General features: G+C 66.8%; 19 protein-coding genes, 1 tRNA gene and 1 pseudogene. 6 read left to right on the forward strand and 15 right to left on the reverse strand.

All coding sequences use genetic code 11. The features are described 5' to 3' along the window. The first annotated feature begins 3 nt into the window (after positions 1-3). A complete protein-coding gene (locus tag ABD104_RS22435) occupies positions 4-999 on the forward strand; it encodes an HpcH/HpaI aldolase/citrate lyase family protein (protein ID WP_343928228.1) in 996 nt (331 codons plus the stop codon). A gap of 15 nt (positions 1000-1014) precedes the next feature. On the opposite strand, the gene ABD104_RS22440 is transcribed toward ABD104_RS22435, so the two are convergent. The 3 genes and pseudogenes from ABD104_RS22440 to ABD104_RS22455 all read right to left on the reverse strand — a co-directional run bounded on the left by ABD104_RS22440 (position 1015) and on the right by ABD104_RS22455 (position 4133). After that, positions 1015-1971, reverse strand: coding sequence for an NAD(P)-dependent oxidoreductase (locus ABD104_RS22440; protein ID WP_343928229.1), 957 nt, complete (start codon positions 1969-1971; stop codon positions 1015-1017). Between the two features lie 4 nt (positions 1972-1975). Continuing rightward, a pseudogene (locus ABD104_RS30350) lies at positions 1976-2934 on the reverse strand (Bug family tripartite tricarboxylate transporter substrate binding protein). Positions 2935-2972: 38 nt separating this feature from the next. After that, complete coding sequence (locus tag ABD104_RS22455; protein ID WP_132980288.1) at positions 2973-4133, reverse strand: mandelate racemase/muconate lactonizing enzyme family protein; 1161 nt, start codon at positions 4131-4133, stop codon at positions 2973-2975. Between the two features lie 117 nt (positions 4134-4250). On the opposite strand from ABD104_RS22455, the gene ABD104_RS22460 reads away from it, so the two are divergent. Beyond that, on the forward strand, positions 4251-5156 hold the full coding sequence (locus ABD104_RS22460; RefSeq protein WP_343928232.1) for a LysR family transcriptional regulator: 906 nt from the start codon (positions 4251-4253) through the stop codon (positions 5154-5156). A 12-nt stretch (positions 5157-5168) separates the two neighbouring features. Here the strand turns inward: ABD104_RS22460 and ABD104_RS22465 are convergent, their stop codons facing one another. Further along, positions 5169-5372 carry a hypothetical protein gene (locus ABD104_RS22465; RefSeq protein WP_087841084.1) on the reverse strand — a complete coding sequence of 68 codons (204 nt, stop codon included), beginning with the start codon at positions 5370-5372 and terminating at the stop codon, positions 5169-5171. A 153-nt stretch (positions 5373-5525) separates the two neighbouring features. Between ABD104_RS22465 and ABD104_RS22470 the strand changes: the two genes are divergently transcribed. Both ABD104_RS22470 and ABD104_RS22475 read left to right on the forward strand, forming a co-directional pair. Next, positions 5526-6389, forward strand: coding sequence for an amidohydrolase family protein (locus tag ABD104_RS22470; protein ID WP_343928233.1), 864 nt, complete (start codon positions 5526-5528; stop codon positions 6387-6389). Next, on the forward strand, positions 6389-6853 hold the full coding sequence (locus tag ABD104_RS22475; RefSeq protein WP_343928234.1) for a MarR family winged helix-turn-helix transcriptional regulator: 465 nt from the start codon (positions 6389-6391) through the stop codon (positions 6851-6853). The genes ABD104_RS22470 and ABD104_RS22475 overlap by 1 nt, the downstream gene beginning before the upstream one ends. On the opposite strand, the gene ABD104_RS22480 is transcribed toward ABD104_RS22475, so the two are convergent. The 11 genes from ABD104_RS22480 to uvrB all read right to left on the reverse strand — a co-directional run bounded on the left by ABD104_RS22480 (position 6835) and on the right by uvrB (position 17090). After that, the gene (locus ABD104_RS22480) at positions 6835-8388 is read right to left on the reverse strand and encodes a TonB-dependent siderophore receptor (RefSeq protein ID WP_087841081.1); all 1554 of its coding nucleotides are present in this window, start codon (positions 8386-8388) and stop codon (positions 6835-6837) included. The two genes, ABD104_RS22475 and ABD104_RS22480, sit on opposite strands and share 19 nt — an antisense overlap. Positions 8389-8459: 71 nt before the next feature. Next, positions 8460-8651 (reverse strand): Fe-S cluster assembly protein IscX, encoded by a 192-nt coding sequence (gene iscX / locus ABD104_RS22485; RefSeq protein ID WP_087841080.1) that lies wholly within the window; start codon positions 8649-8651, stop codon positions 8460-8462. A gap of 30 nt (positions 8652-8681) precedes the next feature. Continuing rightward, entirely contained in the window at positions 8682-9023 is a 342-nt protein-coding gene (fdx, locus tag ABD104_RS22490; RefSeq protein ID WP_087841079.1) for an ISC system 2Fe-2S type ferredoxin, read from the reverse strand. Between the two features lie 45 nt (positions 9024-9068). Further along, positions 9069-10931, reverse strand: coding sequence for a Fe-S protein assembly chaperone HscA (gene hscA / locus ABD104_RS22495; protein WP_343928235.1), 1863 nt, complete (start codon positions 10929-10931; stop codon positions 9069-9071). Between the two features lie 15 nt (positions 10932-10946). Then, positions 10947-11480 carry a Fe-S protein assembly co-chaperone HscB gene (gene hscB, locus ABD104_RS22500; protein WP_087841077.1) on the reverse strand — a complete coding sequence of 178 codons (534 nt, stop codon included), beginning with the start codon at positions 11478-11480 and terminating at the stop codon, positions 10947-10949. Further along, the gene (gene iscA / locus ABD104_RS22505; RefSeq protein WP_087841076.1) at positions 11480-11803 is read right to left on the reverse strand and encodes an iron-sulfur cluster assembly protein IscA; all 324 of its coding nucleotides are present in this window, start codon (positions 11801-11803) and stop codon (positions 11480-11482) included. The genes hscB and iscA overlap by 1 nt, the downstream gene beginning before the upstream one ends. 9 nt (positions 11804-11812) lie before the next feature. Then, a complete protein-coding gene (gene iscU, locus ABD104_RS22510) occupies positions 11813-12199 on the reverse strand; it encodes a Fe-S cluster assembly scaffold IscU (RefSeq protein ID WP_087841075.1) in 387 nt (128 codons plus the stop codon). Positions 12200-12214: 15 nt separating this feature from the next. Beyond that, complete coding sequence (locus tag ABD104_RS22515) at positions 12215-13426, reverse strand: IscS subfamily cysteine desulfurase (protein WP_087841074.1); 1212 nt, start codon at positions 13424-13426, stop codon at positions 12215-12217. A gap of 32 nt (positions 13427-13458) precedes the next feature. Then, positions 13459-13962, reverse strand: coding sequence for an Rrf2 family transcriptional regulator (locus tag ABD104_RS22520; RefSeq protein ID WP_087841073.1), 504 nt, complete (start codon positions 13960-13962; stop codon positions 13459-13461). Between the two features lie 239 nt (positions 13963-14201). Then, positions 14202-14693 carry a low molecular weight protein-tyrosine-phosphatase gene (locus tag ABD104_RS22525; protein WP_087779776.1) on the reverse strand — a complete coding sequence of 164 codons (492 nt, stop codon included), beginning with the start codon at positions 14691-14693 and terminating at the stop codon, positions 14202-14204. 249 nt (positions 14694-14942) lie between these two features. Beyond that, a complete protein-coding gene (uvrB, locus tag ABD104_RS22530) occupies positions 14943-17090 on the reverse strand; it encodes an excinuclease ABC subunit UvrB (RefSeq protein WP_087841072.1) in 2148 nt (715 codons plus the stop codon). A gap of 149 nt (positions 17091-17239) precedes the next feature. Between uvrB and ABD104_RS22535 the strand changes: the two genes are divergently transcribed. Then, the gene (locus tag ABD104_RS22535; protein ID WP_087841071.1) at positions 17240-18442 is read left to right on the forward strand and encodes an amino acid aminotransferase; all 1203 of its coding nucleotides are present in this window, start codon (positions 17240-17242) and stop codon (positions 18440-18442) included. Between the two features lie 197 nt (positions 18443-18639). Then, positions 18640-18715, forward strand: a tRNA-Asn gene (locus ABD104_RS22540). Positions 18716-18859 lie beyond the last annotated feature (144 nt).

Consider the following 18859-nt stretch of genomic DNA (forward strand, 5'->3'; position numbering starts at 1 on the left):
CCCATGAAACACCCCTCCGAAGTCCTCCACCAGTCAGCCAAGCCCCCCGCAGTCCTCCCCGTCTGCGACCACTACGCCGGCTCCGAAAAGCTGATGCAGAAAAGCCTGGAACGCCAGGCCCAGGCCGGCCCCGTGTTCGACGTCACCCTGGACTGCGAGGACGGCGCTGCCGTCGGCCGCGAGGCCGAGCACGCCGAAATGGCCGCCCGCCTGGCCGCCAGCGATGCCAACCGCCACGGGCGCGTCGGCGTGCGCGTGCACGACGTCAACCACCCCTCCTTCATCAGCGACCTCGACATCCTCATCGGCATCGCCGGCCCCCGGCTCGCCTACATCACCGTCCCCAAGGTCAACTCCGCCAACGACGCCCTCAACGCCGCCGAATCCATCGAACGCATAGGCATGGAAATGGGACTGGACCGCAAGATCCCCGTCCACGTGCTGATCGAGACCCACGGCGCACTGCGCGAAGTCTTCCGCATCGCCGCCCATCCCGCCATCGAATGCCTGTCCTTCGGGCTGATGGACTTCGTGTCCTCGCACCACTGCGCCATTCCCGCGCACGCGCTGACCGCCGAAGGCCAGTTCGACCATCCGCTGATCGCGCGCGCCAAGCTCGAGATCTCGGCCGCCTGCCACGCCTACGGCAAGGTGCCCTCGCACAACGTCGTCACCGAACTGAACGCACCCGACGTGATCTCGCGCGCCGCCCGGCGCGCCGGACAGGAATTCGGCTATACGCGCATGTGGAGCATCCACCCCTCGCAGATCGACCCCATCGTCGAAGCCCTGTCGCCCACCGCGGCCGACGTCGCGGACGCCGAGCGCATCCTGCTGGCCGCCGCCCGCGCCGACTGGGGCCCCATCCGCGACGGGGATCCGCAAGCCGGCCGGCTGCACGACCGCGCCAGCTACCGCTACTACTGGGACGTGCTGCGGCGTGCCCATGCCGCCGGCGTGGACGTGTCGGCCGAGGCACGGCGCCAGTTCTTCTCCTGAACCGGGCCGCCGGCGTCAGTTGCCGCCGGCCTCCAGGAAGCGGGCGAGCAGCCCCAGGAAACGGTCGACGACCTCTTCGCGGTTGCCGTCCGAGGTCCCGGCCATGTGGGGCGTCACGAGGAAATCCTCGCAATCCCACAGGGGATGGTCCGGCGGCAGCGGCTCGGTATCGAAGACGTCCAGGTGGGCGTGGCGCACCAGGCCGCGCTCATGGGCAGCCAGCAGCGCCTGCGTGTCGATCAGGGGGCCGCGCGCCACGTTGACCACGCCCAGCGGCCGCTCGGCCCGCAGCGCCTCCAGCGTGCCCATGTTGAACAACCCCCGCGTGGCCGGCGACAGCGGGCAGGCGAAGAACACCCAGTCCACCTGCCCCACCCATTCGTGGAAGCGCTCGTAGCCGCCGGTGGCGACCACGCCGGCCACGGGTTCCGCGCTCTGGCGCAGCACCCGCAGCGGCATGCCGAGGGTGGACAGGTATTGCCCGATGCGGCTGCCGATCTCGCCCCACCCCACCACCATGGCCTCGGTGCTGCGCAACGCGCGCACCTCGTCGTGCGCCATCGGCTGCCAGCGCTTCTCCAGTTGCTGGCGGCGCGCCACGTGCAGCCGGCGGGCGAAATACAGGAACCCCGCCAGCGCCGTCTGCGCCACCGCGCCGGCGTTGGCGCCGGCGGAGTTGGTGACCTGCACGCCGCGCGCGCGCAGGTCGTGGTAGATGCGCCGGTCGGCGCCCGAGGCATAGGTGTGGACCCAGCGCAGCCTGGGGGCGGCAAGCATCGCGTCGTAGAACGCCGCGGTGGCCGGCGCCAGCCAGTCGTCGGTGGACGGCCAGACGATGTCGCGCGTCAGGAAGACCACGTCGGCCTGGTCGGCCTGCCCGATGCCGACCAGGTCGACCCGGCCGGGCCAGCGTGCCAGGAGGCCGGCGTCGGCCAGTTCCCGCGCGCCGCGTTCCGAACAAAGAATATTCATTGCCTTATTTCTTCTGCAGCGACATCAGGAACTGCCGCCGGTCGGCGACTTCGCCGGCGACGAAGCGCTGCAGGTCCGGTTGCGACAGGGGCATGCTGTCCTGCATGTTCTCGCGCATGAACGTCTTCCACGAGGGCCGCTTCTCGACATCCTCCATGCCCCGCACCAGCCGCGCCGTGACCGCGGGCGGCGTACCCTTGATCACCATCACGCCGCGCCACAGCGTTTCCACCACATCGTACCCCTGCTCGCGAAAGGTCGGCACGTCGGGAAAGAACTCGTTGCGCGACTCGCTGCTGATGCCCAGCAGGCGCACGTCGCCGCTGCGGATCTGGGCCATGGCCGTGCTGGGCGTGATCACCGCGGCATGCAGGTGTCCGCCCATCAGCGCCAGCAGCGCCTGGTGCCGCCCTGGTAGGGAATCCAGGTGGACTTGAAGCCGGCCTTCTGCTCCAGGCGGTACAGCACGTATTGGTGGAATCCGGCGGTGGCGTAGCCGCCGATATTGACCTTGTCGGGCTGGCGCTTCAGTGCCTCGACCAGGTCCTTCAGGCTGTGGTACGGGCTGTCCTTGCGCACCGCCACGCTGGACGGCTCGGTCTGCAAGGCGCGCAGGAAAATGAAATCGGACGGCTGGAAACGGCTGTCCTTCTCGGCCATCAGGAACGACGTGGACCCGGTGGCCGACACGACCGTGTAACCGTCGGCCGGCGCGTTCAAGGCCATGTTCATGCCCACCGCCCCCGTGCCGCCGGGGCGGTTCTCCACCACCACCGTCTGCCCGAGCACGTCGCCCAGTTCCTTGCCCAGCGCGCGCATCATCGTGTCGAGCGGCGAGCCGGCTGCGGAGGTCGTGATGAAGTGCAGCGGGCGCTCGGGCCATTCCGCCGCCCGTGCCGGCGACGCCGCCAGCATCATCCCCGCCAGGGCGCAGGCGCCCCACCAACGGACCGGAAAATTCATGATCGTCTCCTTGCTTGTCGTTGTCGTGGAACGCGCGGTCAGAACGTGGCTTGCAGATCGTCCTCGCTGTGCCGCAGGCTGCGCGTCGGATACGGACGCGAGGGCATGGACCGCAGCGCCGCCTCGTCGATGTCCAGCCCCAGTCCGGGCAGCTCGGGCACCCGGATGTGGCCGTCCACCGGCACGAGCGCCTGGCGCGAGATGCGCTGCGAGAACTCCTCGAAAGGAACGAAGTACTCGGTGATCGTGAAGTTGGGCATGCAGGCCGCCGCGTGCACCGTGGCCGACAGCGACAGCAGCGTCGAGTTGTAGTTGTGCGGGGACACCGCGATCATCTCGGTCTCGGCCTGCGCGGCGATGAACAGCAGTTCCAGGATGCCGCCGCAGTTGGACACGTCCGGGTTAATGATGTCGGCGGCCCGGCTGCGGAACACGCTGCGGAAATCCGCGCGGCCATACAGCGCCTCGCCCGTCACCACCGGGATGGTCGTGGCCTGGCGCACTTCCTGGATCGCCTCCATGTTCTCCTTCTGGCACGGCTCTTCTATCCAGTACGGATTCAGCGGCTCCAGTTGTCGCGCCAGCTCGATGGCATGCACCGGCGCCAGCCGGCGGTGCAGGTCGAGCAGCAGCTCGACGCCCGGGCCGACCGCGTCCCGCACGGCGCGCACCACCGCGACGGCGTGCAGTATGTGCTCGCGCGGAATATAGGTACGCCAGGGCCGCGGCAGCGGGTCGAACTTCAGCGCGTCGAAGCCGGCGGCCACCACCTGCTCGGCCGCACGGGCATAGTCATCGGGCGTCTTGAGCTTGTACCCCCACCCGTTCGCGTAGACACGCACGCGCTCGCGGCACCGCCCGCCCAGCAGCCGGTGCACGGGCTGCCCGAGCAGCTTGCCCACAGCGTCCCACATCGCCATCTCGATGCCCGACAGCGCGCTCCAGAACTCCAGGGAAGAGCGGCGCTGGGCATAGTCGTCGAACGCCACCTGGCAGAAATACCGGATGTTGAAGACGTCGCGCCCCACCAGGTAGCGCAGCAGTTCGCGCGCCTGCGCCGCCACGGCCTCGTCGCGGTCGTACTGGCTGTAGCTTTCGCCCCAGCCGACGGTACCGTCCTCGAGCTCGAGCCGGATGAAGATGAGGTTCTTGCGCCAGCCGGGATGAACGGTCAGGCACTCGGCGTTTCGCACTTTCACGACTTGCCCCTTGCATGGGTTGGAATGCCGCCAGCGTACGCAAGCCCAGGTTATTTGAAAATGATATGGATATGAGATATATCGATATCAGATTCGCATCCCCCTTATCCCCCCATCATGAGCAAATCCCTGGAACTTCGCCACCTGCGCGCCGTGCTGGCCACCGCCGAGACCGGATCGCTGCACCAGGCGGCCATTGCCCTGGAAACCTCCCAGCCCGCCCTGTCGCGGCTGCTGCGCGAGGCCGAGGAACGCATGGGCGTGCGGCTGTTCGAGCGCTCGGCCCAGGGCAGCCGAGCCACGGCGGCGGGCGCCCTGGCCGAGCAGGTGGCGCGCCGCGTCGCCGCCGACGTGCGGCGCCTGCAGGACATGGCGCGGGACGGCCGCTGGCACCTGCGCGTGGGGTGCATTCCCCGCGCGCTGGACCTGGTCGTGCCCGGCCTATTGCATCGCCCCGCCGGCGCGCTGGCCGACGAGGTCGAGATCGACCTGCGGGAAGACGACAGCCTGACCCTGCTCGCAGCCCTGGCACGGGGGGAACTGGACCTGGCGATCCTCTCGCTGTTCGGGGAAATGCCGCCTAACCTGCTCTCGCGCCAGCTCTACCTGGACCGCAACGTGTTCGTGTGCGGCGTACCCGGCCCGGACATGCCCGACGGACCGCTGACACCCGGGGCCCTGGCGCGGCATCCGTTCGCCGCGCCGGCGCCGGAGACCCCCTCGCGGCTGGAGTTCGACCGCTATTGGCAGCACCACGGCGTGCCGCCCCCCGCCTGCCGGGTGGCGGCGCGGACCTACGACGCCATCGCCAGCGTGCTGCCGACCACGCCCATGCTGGCCGTCATGCCGCGGCAGGTCGCGCGGCGCCATGCCGGTAACGGCAGCCTCAGGATATTGAAGGTCGCGCACGCCCTGCCCGAGCGCCCCATCCACGTGGTCTGGCCCAGGCAGGCGCTGCAACCGGTCACAGACCAGCTCATCGCCCTGATCCGGCCGGCGCGGCCACGGCGCGGACGGCCGTGACCGGAGCCGGGACTACTGGTCGTTCAAGCTGGCCTTGGCGGCTTCCTCGGGGGTCAGCCCGTCGTAGAACTGGTCGGTGAACCACTCGGCTTCCTGCTCGATGTAGTCCTGGGCCTCTTCGCGGCTCGCGCCCGCGGCCACCAGGAAGCCCTCCACTTCGGTGCACCACTGGATCAGGGCTTGCAGGTCGGGATCGTTGTCTTTGTCGGTAGCCATAGGCCGGTTCCATCGAAAATCACGCCACATGGCATTCCGGCAAGAATAGCGCAAGTCCCCATCGCGGTCTTGTTCTAGGGTTTCCCCTCCTGACACCCGCCGCCAGCCTCCGTATAGTTATGAAAAATATCTATTATGTTTCATAACTATCTCATGAACATCGACGACCTCATCGCCATCGACATCCATGTCCACGCTGAAGTGTCCTGCCGCTGCGCGCCCGATGCCTTCGGCAAGGAATTCGACGAGGCCGCCGAGAAATACTTCAAGTTCACGCACCGGCCCACCATACCCGAGACCATCGCGCGCTATCGCGAAAAACGCATCGGCCTGGTCATGTTCACCGTCGATGCCGAAGCCAACCTGGGCCGGCGGCGCATCCCCAATGAAGAAATCGCGGAAGCGGCGCTGGAGAACAGCGACATGATGCTGGCCTTCGCCAGCATCGATCCGCACAAGGGCAAGATGGGCGTGCGCGAGGCACGCCGGCTGATCCAGGACTACAAGGTCGCGGGCTTCAAGTTCCACCCCACCGTCCAGGGCTTCTACCCGAACGACGAACTGGCCTACCCCCTGTACGAAGTCATCGCCGAGGCCGGCCTACCCGCCATCTTCCACAGCGGGCATTCGGGCATAGGCACCGGCATGCCGGGCGGCGGCGGGCTCAGGCTGAAGTACTCCAATCCCATCCACCTGGACGACGTGGCGGCGGATTTCCCCGACATGAAGATCATCATCGCCCATCCCTCATGGCCCTGGCAGGACGAGGCGCTGTCGGTCTGCCTGCACAAGCCCAATGTCTACATCGACCTGTCGGGCTGGTCGCCCAAGTACTTCCCCAAGGAACTGGTGCAATACGCCAACACCCAGCTCAAGCACAAGATGCTGTTCGGCTCGGACTTCCCGCTGATCACGCCCGAACGCTGGATGCAGGATTTCGAGACCGCGGGCTTTCGCCCCGAGGTCCATCCGCTCATCCTGAAGGACAACGCGGCCAAGTTGCTGGGTTTCGCCTGATGGCGCAGGAGCCCCTGGACCAGACCTTCCTGCTCGGCCTAGTGGGCCACAGCGCACGGCTGGCCTCGTCCGGCATCCGCCCCCTGTTTGCCCAGCGCATGGCGGACCACGACCTGCGGCAGGCGGAGTTCGCCGTGCTGTCGCTGCTGGACGCCAATCCGGGCATCAGCCAGAAGCGCCTGGCCGACGCCATCAATGTCTCGCCGCCCAACATGGCGGCCGTGCTGGCGCGGCTGCTCGAACGCGGCCTGGTCCGCCGCGAGCGCCAGCCCACGGACCAGCGCATGCAGATCCTGCTGCTGACGCCGGCCGGAACCCGCCTCTACCGCAAGGCTGCCGCGACGGCGCTGGACCTGGATCAGGAGGCCACGGCCATGCTGGCACCTGCCGAACGGCGGGAATTGCTGCGGCTATTGAAGAAAATGAACGAGGCGCAGGCCGCGTCTCAGGGCCAGGGCACCTGATAGTTCAGGATGGCCGACACCGAGCGGCGGCCGCCGGCGGTGCACGAATCGGTGTAGCAGTACGACGCGTAGCTGGTATCGAACATGTTGTTCGCGCTGGCGCGCAGCTTCAGGCCCTTCAGGTCCGGGCTCAGGTGGGCAAAGTCGTAGTTGATGCCCGCATCCACCAGGGTATAGGCCACGGCCAGGCCCGGCTGGGCCACGTTGCTGTAGACCGCGCCCGCGCGCCCCACCCTGCCGTCCAGGCTCAGGCCGGCGAAACTGCCGCGCGTGACGGCGTATCTGGCCCCCACGGAAACACGCTGCTCGGACACGTCCGCATAGCGATTGCCGAGCATGGCCGCGTAGGCGTCCTCGCTCGCGCCGATCACGGTCGAGCTGGTGACCGCGTAGGTGGCCACGAGGTTCAGGCCCTGCAGCGGCTGCATCCGGCTCTCGACCGTGGCGCCGCGTATGCGCAGTTCGGCCCAGGCGCTGCACCCTGCCACGGCGCAGCCTTCCTGCGCCTCGGAGGTCTGGGCATTGTTCTGGATCTGGTTGAACGCCGTGATGGTCATCAACTGCCCGAGCGCCGGCGGCTGGTAGCGCACGCCGGTCTCGTACTGCTGGCTGGTGGCGGACGCGGCGGTGCCGGCCTGGGGCGCGTAGCTTTGCGAATAGTTCACGTACGGCGCCAGGCCGATGTCGAACTGGTAGCGCAGCCCCAGCCGGCCGCTGTAGACGTCGTCCTCGCGCAGGCCGGTGCCGTCGTTCCCGGCGGCGTTCAGGTCGATGGTGCGGTGGGTATTCTGGTCGCGCCGCCCGACCATGGACAGGACCCACCGCCGGTACTGCACCTGGTCCTGCACGAAGAATCCCAGCTTGCTTTCTTCCGCGAACGAGCGCGCGGCAATGCGCGGCTGGCCGATGGCCGTGCCGTAGGCCGCATCGAAGATGTCCAGCGACGGCGACGGCGCGATCCGGCTTTCGTAGATGTCGCGCGACTTGACGTAATCGAAGCCGAACTTGAACGTGTGCTGGAATCCCAGCGTCGTGAACCGGGCCTGCGCCTGCGAGCCGACGTTGAAGGTGCCCAGCCCCGGCCCCAGCGCATCCTGCGGCGCCGGCGATCCGTTGATCCAATCCACGGCGGGCTGGTTATCGGGCCGGCCATAGCGGACGTTCTGCTTGACCACCCAGGTGTCGTCCAGCTTCTGCTCGAACTCGTAGCTGGACTGTTTCCGGTTCGCCTGGTCGTAGGCCTGGGTACCGGTACGGGTGTCCACCGACATGTCCGCCCCGGGGTTCCAGGCCGGCGCGGTCGGTACCCTGACCGTGCCCTCGTCCGTCACGGCATAGACGATGGGCACCGGCGTATAGGGCAGCTCGGGCTCGGGCGCGGCCGGCTCCGGCGGCACGGCCGGACCCGCGGGCACCATCGAGGCGGCGGCGGGTTCTTGCAGGGAAACCGCGGGCGCGCACGCGCCCAGCGCCAGCAGCGCCGCCGTCGACGCCAGGATGGGCACGGCCCGCGTCAGGAAATGCAGAAACGTCACTCGCATGCTCGTCCGTATCGCCGTGGTCCGGACTCGGCCGGCTCTCGCGGCGCACGCCGGCACCGCCGGCCCTAGGCCTCGGCTATCCACGCCATCTGTATGGCTTCGAGAATTTTCTCTCCGGAACGTTTCGGATCGTCATCGAAGCCAGGAAGTTCCAGCACCCAGTTGTGCAAGTCGGTGAAACGCACCTGCTCCGGGTCCACGTCGGGATGGGCGTCGGCCAGCGCCGCGGCGATTTCGTAGATGTCCGTCCACTTCATCGGGGTTCTCCTGGCCTTGCGCCGGCATCGTCAATGATTCTCGGCGGCGTGGTTGATGGTGTACTTGGGAATCTCGATCGTCAGGTCGGCATCCTCGATCACGGCCTGGCAGGACAGGCGCGAGGTGGAAGTCAGGCCCCAGGCCTTGTCCAGCAGATCTTCCTCGTTGTCCGTGGCGGATTCGAGCGAGGAAAAACCCTCGCGCACGATCACGTGGCAGGTGGTGCAGGCGCACGACAGTTCGCAGGCGTGCTCGATCTCGATGTGATGGTCGAGCAGCACGCGGCAGATGGATGTGCCCGAGGGCGCGTCCTCGATGACCGCGCCTTCCGGGCAGAGTTCGGCGTGCGGAAGCACGGTGAGTTTGGGCATGATGGCAACCTGATAATGATGCGAACGGAAGCGCCGGGCGCTTCCTTACACGATTTCGTCCACGCGGCGCCCCGACAGCGCGCGGCGTATGCTGCGGTCCATCCGGCGGGCGGCGAAGTCCTCGGTGGCCTGCGCCAGCGCCTCGACCTGGGCCCGTACCGTCTCGCTGTCGTCGCTGGCCGCGGCGCTGGCGGTGCGCGCCAGCTGGGCCCGGATCGCGGCCTGTTCATCCGGATCCAGCAGGTCGGCGTCGGCCTGCAGCGCCGCCTCGACCGACTCGACCAGGCGCCGGGCCTCGACCTGCTGCTCGCGCAGCGCGCGCAGCTTCATGTCCACGTCGGCGCTGTTCATGCCGTCCGCCAGCATGGCCGCCACTTCGTCATCCGACAGTCCGTACGAGGGCTTGACCGAGATCGAGGCTTCCACGCCCGAGCTCTGCTCGCGCGCCGTCACGCTCAGCAGCCCGTCGGCGTCGACCTGGAAGGTCACGCGGATGCGGGCGGCGCCGGCCACCATGGGCGGAATGCCCCGCAGCTCGAAACGGGCGAGCGAGCGGCAATCGGACACCAGCTCGCGTTCGCCCTGGACCACGTGGATGGCCATGGCCGTCTGGCCGTCCTTGAATGTCGTGAAGTCCTGGGCGCGCGCCACCGGGATCGTGCTGTTGCGCGCGATCACGCGCTCGACCAGCCCCCCCATGGTTTCCAGGCCCAGCGACAGCGGGATCACGTCCAGCAGCAGCCACTCGTCGTCGGCCGTGCGGTTGCCCGCCAGCAGATTGGCCTGCATGGCGGCGCCCAGCGCCACGACCTGGTCCGGATCGAGATTGATCAGCGGGTCGGTGCCGAACAGATCGGCCACCATGCGGCGCACGATGGGCATGCGAGTCGCGCCGCCCACCATGACCACGCCCTTGACCTCGTCAGCGGCCAGGCCGGCGTCGCGCAGCGCCCGCCTGGCGCTCGACAGCGTGCGGGCCACCAGCGGACGCGCCAGGATCTCGAAATGCTCGCGCGTCAACGCCAGCGCCAGCGTGCGGCCGCCCGACAGCGTGGCGGCCAGTTCGGCCTGCTCCGCGTCGGTCAGCGCCTCGCGCGCCTGGCGCGCCGCGACCAGCAAGGCGCGCTGGTCTTCCGGCCCCAGCCCGGACAGCTTGCGGTCGTTCACGGCCCACGCCACGATGGCGGCGTCGAAATCGTCGCCGCCCAGCGCCGTGTCGCCGCCCGTGGCGATGACTTCGAACACGCCCTTGGACAGGCGCAGGATGGAGATGTCGAACGTGCCGCCGCCCAGGTCGTAGACCGCGTAGATGCCTTCGGCCGCGTTGTCCAGGCCGTAGGCGATCGCCGCCGCCGTCGGTTCGTTCAGCAGCCGCAGCACGTTCAATCCGGCCAGCCGGGCGGCGTCCTTGGTCGCCTGCCGCTGGGCGTCGTCGAAATACGCGGGCACGGTGATCACCGCGCCCACGAGATCGTCGCCCAGGGCATCCTCGGCCTGCTGGCGCAGCTTGGCCAGGATCTGCGCCGACACCTCGACCGGACTCTTGTCGCCCTGCACGGTACGGATGCGCACCATGCCGGGGGCATCGACGAACTCGTACGGCACGTGCAGCCGCTGGGCGTCCTCCAGCCCGCGCCCCATGAAGCGCTTGACCGACACCAGCGTATTGTGGGGATCCTGCGCCTGGGCCGCCAGCGCCTTGCGCCCGATCTGGACGTCGCCGCCCGGCAGGTAGCGCACCGCCGAGGGCAGCAGCGCATGGCCCTCTTCATCGCGCAGGACCTCGGCGGCGCCGCTGCGTACCGACGCCACCAGCGAGTTGGTCGTGCCCAGATCGATGCCCACCGCCAGACGGCGCTGGTGGGGGGCGTCGGACATGCCGGGTTCGGCTATCTGCAAAAGCGCCATGCGTTCCTGTTGTTCTCAGTCTTGTTCCGCCAGAGCATCGACGGCGAGGTCGATCTCTTCGGAGAATTTTTCAATGAACATCCACTCCCGCACGCGGGCGGCGGCAGTGGCATAGTCATGCTGTTCGTCCAGCAGCCGGCCAACCTCGGCCGTCATGCGCTTGCGCGCGGCGGCCAGCTCTCCCGCCAGGGCTTCCAGCGCGGCCGGGTCGCGGGCCGACCGGGCCTCGTCCAGCGCCTCCCGCCACTCCATCTGCTGCATCAGGAAGGCCGGGGTCATGGCCGTGTTGGTCTCGACCTGCAGGTCGACGCCCGCGCGCTCGCACAGGTAGCGCGCCCGGGACAAGGGCGCGCGCAGCACCCGATAGGCCTCGTTCGCGCGCGAGGCCCACTGCATGGCCACGCGCCGCTCCTGGGCCGAGCCGGCCGCGTGCCGGTCCGGGTGGACCCGCGCCTGGACCTCGCGCCAGGCCCGGTCCAGCGCATCGCGGTCGATGGCGAAACCGGGCGCGAGGCCCAACAGCTCGAAGTGATCGGGATCGTGTTGCATCAGACGGTGAAAGACTCACCGCAGCCGCAGGATGCCTTTTCGTTCGGGTTGTTGAACTTGAAGCCCTCGTTGAGCCCCTCGCGCGCATAGTCGAGTTCGGTGCCGGCCAGGTACGGCAGGCTCTTGGGATCGACGTACACCTTCACGCCCTGGCTCTCGAACACCTGGTCGTCGGCCTGGGCCTCGTCCACGTATTCGAGCTTGTACGCCAGGCCCGAGCATCCGGTGGTGCGCACGCCCAGCCTCAGCCCTATGCCCTTCCCCCGTTTCTGGAGGTAGCGGCTGACGTGGCGCGCGGCGCGTTCGGTCAACGTTACCGACATGGCTTCCTCTTAGCTGTTTCCGTGCTTGGCACGATAGTCGTTCACGGCCGCCTTGATGGCGTCCTCGGCCAGGATCGAGCAGTGGATCTTGACCGGGGGCAGCGCCAGTTCCTGGGCGATCTGCGTGTTGCGGATATCGAGCGCCTGGTCCAGCGTCTTGCCCTTGACCCATTCGGTCACCAGGGAGCTGGAGGCGATGGCCGAACCGCAGCCATAGGTCTTGAAGCGCGCGTCCTCGATGACGCCCTGCTCGTTGACCTTGATCTGCAGTTTCATCACGTCGCCACAGGCCGGCGCGCCCACCATGCCCGTTCCCACGGAGTCGTCGCCCTTCTCGAAGGAGCCGACGTTGCGGGGGTTCTCGTAGTGATCGATGACTTTTTCGCTATAGGCCATGTTTTTTCTCCTGGTTCAGTGTGCAGCCCACTGCACCGTGTTGATGTCGATGCCGTCCTTGACCATTTCCCACAGCGGGGACATTTCGCGCAGCTTGTCGACCTTGCCGCGGATCAGCTGGACGGTGAAGTCGATTTCCTCTTCCGTCGTGAAGCGGCCGAGGGTGAAGCGGATGGAACTGTGCGCCAGCTCGTCGCTGCGGCCCAGGGCGCGCAGCACGTACGAGGGTTCCAGGCTGGCCGAGGTGCAGGCCGAGCCGCTGGAGACCGCCAGCTCCTTCACCGCCATGATCAGGGACTCGCCCTCGACGTAGTTGAAGCTGACGTTCAGGTTGTGCGGGATGCGCTGCTCCATGTCGCCATTGAGGTAGACCTCTTCGATGGTCGAGAGGCCTGCCCACAGCCGGTCGCGCAGCATGCGCACGCGCTCGTTTTCCGTGGCCATCTCTTCCTTGGCGATGCGGAAGGCCTCGCCCATGCCGACGATCTGGTGCGTGGCCAGCGTGCCCGAGCGCATGCCGCGCTCGTGGCCGCCGCCGTGCATCTGCGCCTCGATGCGCACCCGCGGCTTGCGCCGCACGTACAGCGCGCCTATGCCCTTGGGACCGCACATCTTGTGCGCGCAGAAGGACATCAGGTCGACTTTCAGCGTGGCCAGGTCGATGACGACCTTGCCGGTGGCCTGGGCGGCGTCGACGTGGAAGATCACGCCCTTCTCGCGGCAGATCTCGCCCAGCTTCTCGATGTCCTGGATGACGCCGATCTCGTTGTTGACGTACATGACCGAGGCCAGGATCGTGTCCGGGCGGATCGCCGCCTTGAAGGCCTCCAGGTCGAGCAGGCCGTTTTCCTGCACGTCCAGGTAGGTGACCTCGAAGCCTTCCCGCTCCAGTTCGCGGCAGGTGTCCAGCACCGCCTTGTGCTCGGTCTTCACCGTGATGATGTGCTTGCCGCGCTCGGCGTAGAAATGCGCCGCGCCCTTGATCGCCAGGTTGTCGGACTCCGTGGCGCCCGAGGTCCACACGATTTCGCGCGGATCGGCGTTCACCAGGGCGGCAACCTGCTCGCGGGCGATTTCGACGGCCCGTTCGGCATCCCAGCCGTAGGCATGACTGCGCGAGGCCGGGTTGCCGAATTTTTCGTACAACCACGGGACCATGGCGTCGACCACCCGCGGATCCACCGGCGTGGTCGCCGAATAATCGAGATAAACCGGCGTTTTGATCATGACATCCAACCCTTGTGTTGCTGCGCCGGCCCTCAGGCCGTCGCGGTGGATTCGGGAGCGCCCGAGCGGCGATCCATCAGCACCGACTTGGCGGCGTTGGCTTCCTGCAACTCGCGCATGCGCTGCTGGTCGACCAGGTCCTGCAGGGACACCGAGTCCAGGTACTCGACCATCTTGCGGTTGAGCGTGGACCACAGTTCATGCGTCATGCACTTACCGGCCTTGCCGTCGTTGCCGCGGGAACAATCCTGCTTGCCGCCGCAGTCGGTGGCGTCCAGCGGTTCGTCGACGGCGAAGATGATGTCGGCCACGGTAACGTGGCGAGCCAGCTTGGCCAGCGAATAACCACCGCCCGGACCGCGCATGCTGTCGACCAGTTCATGCCGGCGCAGCTTGCCGAACAACTGCTCCAGATAGGACAGCGAAATGTTCTGGCGCTGGCTGATGGCGGACAGGGTGACCGGGCCGCTGTGCTGGCGCAGCGCCAGATCGATCATGGCAGTGACGGCGAAGCGTCCTTTGGTGGTGAGTCGCATTCGAAACCCCTGAGGTGAACCGGCGGGAGCAAATCCTTAACGATTTGCTCAAGTATAGCCAATTCCCGAATGTTTTTCTAGGGATTAATTCGGGAAATTACCAGGGGGTGATGCTGCGGCGCAAAAATTCGGTCGGGGGGCCAGCCGCGGCGTCTGGCGACGGGGCCGTCGCCGGCAAAACAAGGCCCGGACGCGATCCGGGCCTGCAATGAGGGACAGAACGAAACGGCGACCTGGAGTCAGGCCGCCTGGTACTGGGTGGCGCGCTTGCGCACGACTTCCAGCAAACCCTGGCAGGCGTCCTCGATATAGTCGAGCACCTTGGCGAAGCCTTCCGGCCCGCCGTAGTACGGATCCGGGACGGTGGCTTCCTCGTATTCGTTGGCGAAGCGCATCAGCAGCATCAGCTTGTGCTGATATTGCTTGGGCGCCTGCTGTTGCAGCAAGGACAGGTTGTCCCAGTCCATTGCCAGGATCATGTCGAATTCGCGGAAATCGTCCACACGGATCTGGCGCGCGCGGATTTCGCTGATGTCATAGCCACGCTTGCGGGCGGCAGCCTGCATACGGGCATCGGGCGGCTCGCCAATATGGAAGGCGTGCGTCCCGGCCGATTCTATACGGACAACGTCGGAAAGACCGGCGTCCTTCACCAAGCGGCGAAACACGCCCTCTGCGCTCGGCGAGCGACAGATGTTGCCCATGCACACAAACAGTACCTTGGTCATCATGTCCAGAAGTGTGCGGGAAAACCCCGGATAGTTCAAGCTTTTTTTATAAGCACATGAAAATGTGGTGCTTTAAAAACCTCTTTAGAATCAGGGCGTTACCTTTCACGCGTTAGCGATTGGGCACCATGGGCAAACACCGCGCACAATAGCGGTTCCACGGACGAATCCTTGTCTCGCCCCGTTCGAGCACCAAATCGGTGCACAACTATCTCGCGATGCACAAGTCCGCCGCACCCGCCAACGGGTGCTTCACGCGCGCGCCGGCCCGGCGGCGTTCAGGGCGTCCTCGTCGGCCTGCTGCCCGCCCGCGCCGAATACCTTCTGCTTGAGCGCCAGCAACTGGTCGCGGGCCTGCGCGGCTTTCTCGAACTCCAGGTTGCGCGCGTACTCGAGCATCGCCTTCTCCAGCTTCTTGATCTCCTTGGCGATCTGCTTCTCGCCCATGGCCTCGAAGCGGGCCGCCTCGAGCGACTCGCCGCCGTCCATGCCATCCGACGGCGCATAGACGCCGTCGATCAGGTCCCGCACTTCCTTCTTGACCCCTTGCGGGACGATGCCGCGTTCCTCGTTGAAGCGCAACTGTTTCTCGCGGCGGCGGGTGGTCTCGTCCAGCGCCCGCCGCATCGAGTCGGTCATGTGGTCGGCATACAGGATGGCCTTGCCGTTCAGGTTGCGCGCCGCCCGCCCTATGGTCTGGATCAGGCTGCGCTCGGACCGCAGGAAGCCTTCCTTGTCGGCGTCCAGGATGGCCACCAGCGACACCTCGGGGATGTCCAGCCCTTCGCGCAGCAGGTTGATGCCGACCAGCACGTCGAAGGTGCCCAGGCGCAGGTCGCGCAAGATTTCCACGCGCTCGACCGTATCGATGTCCGAGTGCAGGTAGCGCACCTTCACGCCGTGGTCGGTCAGGAAGTCCGTCAGGTCCTCGGCCATGCGCTTGGTCAGCGTGGTGATCAGCACCCGGTCGTTGCGGGCCACCCGCTCGTTGATCTCGCCCAGCACGTCGTCCACCTGGTTCAGCGCGGGCCGGATCTCGACCACGGGATCGACCAGGCCGGTCGGCCGCACCACCTGCTCGACCACGGCGTCGGCATGCTTCTTTTCGTAGTCCGCCGGAGTGGCCGAGACGAAGATGGTCTGGCGCATCTTGGACTCGAATTCCTCGAACTTCAGCGGCCGGTTGTCCATCGCGGACGGCAGGCGAAAGCCGTAGTTCACCAGGGTTTCCTTGCGCGAGCGGTCGCCCTTGTACATGGCGCCGACCTGCCCCACCGTGACGTGGCTCTCGTCGATGATCATCAGGGCGTCGTGCGGCAGGTAGTCCACCAGCGTCGGCGGCGGATCGCCCGGCTTGGCGCCCGACAGGTGCCGCGAGTAGTTCTCGATGCCCTTGCAGAATCCCAGCTCCTGCAGCATCTCGAGGTCGAAACGGGTGCGCTGTTCCAGGCGCTGGGCCTCGACCAGCTGGCCGTTGTCGACGAAGTAGCGGGTACGCTCGCGCAGCTCTTCCTTGATGGTCTCGATCGCGCGCAGCACGGTGGCGCGGGGCGTCACGTAATGCGAGCCCGGGTAGACCGCGAAGCGCAGGATCTTCTGCCTCACCTTGCCGGTCAGCGGATCGAACAGCTCCAGCGTCTCGACCTCGTCGTCGAACAGCGTGATGCGCAGGGCCAGCTCGGCGTGTTCGGCCGGGAAGACGTCGATCAGCTCGCCCCGGACCCGGAACGTGCCGCGCATGAACTCCGTATCGTTACGCGTGTACTGCATGGCCACCAGCCGCGCGATGATGTCGCGCTGCCCCATGCGGTCGCCGGTGCGCAGCAGCATCACCATGTCGTGATAGTCGTCGGGATTGCCGATACCGTAGATGCACGAAACGCTGGCCACGATGATGGTATCGCGGCGCTCGAGCAGGCTCTTGGTGGCCGACAGGCGCATCTGCTCGATGTGCTCGTTGATGGACGAATCCTTCTCGATGAAGAGATCGCGGGTCGGCACGTAGGCTTCGGGCTGGTAGTAGTCGTAGTACGAGACGAAATACTCGACCGCGTTGCGCGGGAAGAATTCCCGCATCTCGGCGTAGAGCTGGGCGGCCAGCGTCTTGTTGGGCGCCAGCACGATGGCCGGACGCCCCATGCGGGCGATCACGTTGGCCATGGTGTAGGTCTTGCCCGAGCCGGTCACGCCCAGCAGGGTCTGGTACATCAGGCCGTCCTCGATGCCTTCGCACAGTTGCGCGATGGCCGTCGGCTGGTCCCCGGCGGGCGGATAGGGCTGGTAGAGCTGGAAAGGGCTGCCGTCGTAGGTGACGAAACGGGGCTCGAAGCCTTGCTCGCCGGCGGCTGCCGCCACCACCGCGGCGGCGTCGTTCAACCCATCGGAAGGCGTAGTCTGCATGCTAGACTCTTGTTTCATCAGGAAAACTTCGGCAGCGAAAGGGTCCCAGAGTTCCGGACCCCGATGCGTTTCGTATTGTAAAAACCAACCTGCCATTATCCCCTGCACCACTTCTCCCTTCAACCCCGCGCGCTTAACGGACGCTTTTCATGACTTCGCTCTTCGCCGCCGTAGAACTGGCCCCTCGCGACCCCATCCTGGGCCTTACCGAACAATTCAACGCCGACACCCGCAGCAACAAGGTCAATCTCGGCGTGGGCGTGTACTACAACGACGAAGGCCGGATTCCCCTTCTGAAGGCGGTTCGCAAGGCCGAGCAGGCGCGCATCGACGCGGCCGCCGCGCGCGGCTACCTGCCCATCGAAGGGCTGGCGGGCTATAACCGCGCGGTGCAGGAGCTGCTGCTGGGCGCCGACTCCCCGCTGATCGCCGCGGGCCGGGTCCTGACGGCCCAGAGCCTGGGCGGCACGGGCGCGCTCAAGATCGGCGCCGACTTCCTCAAGCGCCTGGTTCCCCAGGCCAAGGTCGCCATCAGCGACCCGAGCTGGGAAAACCATCGCGCGCTGTTCGAGTACGCCGGCTTCGAGGTCGTCAACTATCCCTACTACGACGCAGCCACCCACGGCGTGAACTTCGCCGGCATGATCGCCGCGCTGGAAAGCTACCCCGCCGGCACGGTGGTCGTGCTGCATGCCTGCTGCCACAACCCGACGGGCGTGGACCTGACCGCCGACCAGTGGACCAAGGTGGTCGAGGTGGTCAAGGCGCGCCAGCTCATTCCCTTCCTGGATATCGCCTACCAGGGCTTCGGCGACGGCATCGACGCCGATGCCACGGCCGTGCGCCAGTTCGCCGACGCCGAACTGACCTTCCTGATCAGCTCGTCTTTCTCGAAGTCCTTCTCGCTGTATGGCGAGCGCGTGGGCGCCCTGTCCCTGGTCGCCGCCGACAAGGAAGAAAGCGGCCGCGTGCTGAGCCAGCTCAAGCGCGTGATCCGCACCAACTACTCCAACCCGCCCACCCATGGCGGCACGGTGGTCGCCCAGGTACTGACCTCGCCCGAACTGCGGGCCGAATGGGAAGCCGAGCTGGGCGAGATGCGCGAACGCATCCGCGCCATGCGCGCCGCCCTGGTCGCCAAGCTCAAGGAACGCGGCGTTGCGCGGGACTTCGGCTTCGTGCTGCAGCAGCGCGGCATGTTCTCGTATTCGGGCCTGACGGCCGCGCAAGTGGACCGCCTGCGCGAAGAGCACGGCATCTATGCCGTCTCGACCGGCCGCATCTGCGTGGCCGCGCTCAACAGCCGCAACATCGATGCCGTCGCCGACGGCATCGCCGCTGTGTTGAAGTAACCCCCCTACGCGCTTACGCGCGCCCGGCATGGTGAGCCCCCAGCCGCTACGCGGCAGCCCCCCGAGGGGGCCGGGGCCCGCCTTGGGGCGGCCCGGCGCCGGACCCCGCGGGGCGGCACTGGCGGACCGCCAGAGCCGGATCCGGGATGCCCTGGTTGCGCTCTAGCGTTGGGGCATGCTATAGTTTTGGGCTCGATTCCCCGATAGCTCAGTCGGTAGAGCGACGGACTGTTAATCCGCAGGTCACTGGTTCGAACCCAGTTCGGGGAGCCACAGATTCAAGCAAAAAGCCCTTACGGTTTCGCCGTAAGGGCTTTTTGCTTTTCCCTTGCCATTTGGCCTTCTCGCGTCCGACCGGCCTCTCGCGGCGGAGGACTTGAGCGCTTCAGTATGAAAAAGTATGATTTATGAAGATGT

Origin of the sequence: Pigmentiphaga daeguensis, assembly GCF_039523035.1 — a bacterium.
GTDB lineage: Bacteria > Pseudomonadota > Gammaproteobacteria > Burkholderiales > Burkholderiaceae_B > Pigmentiphaga > Pigmentiphaga daeguensis.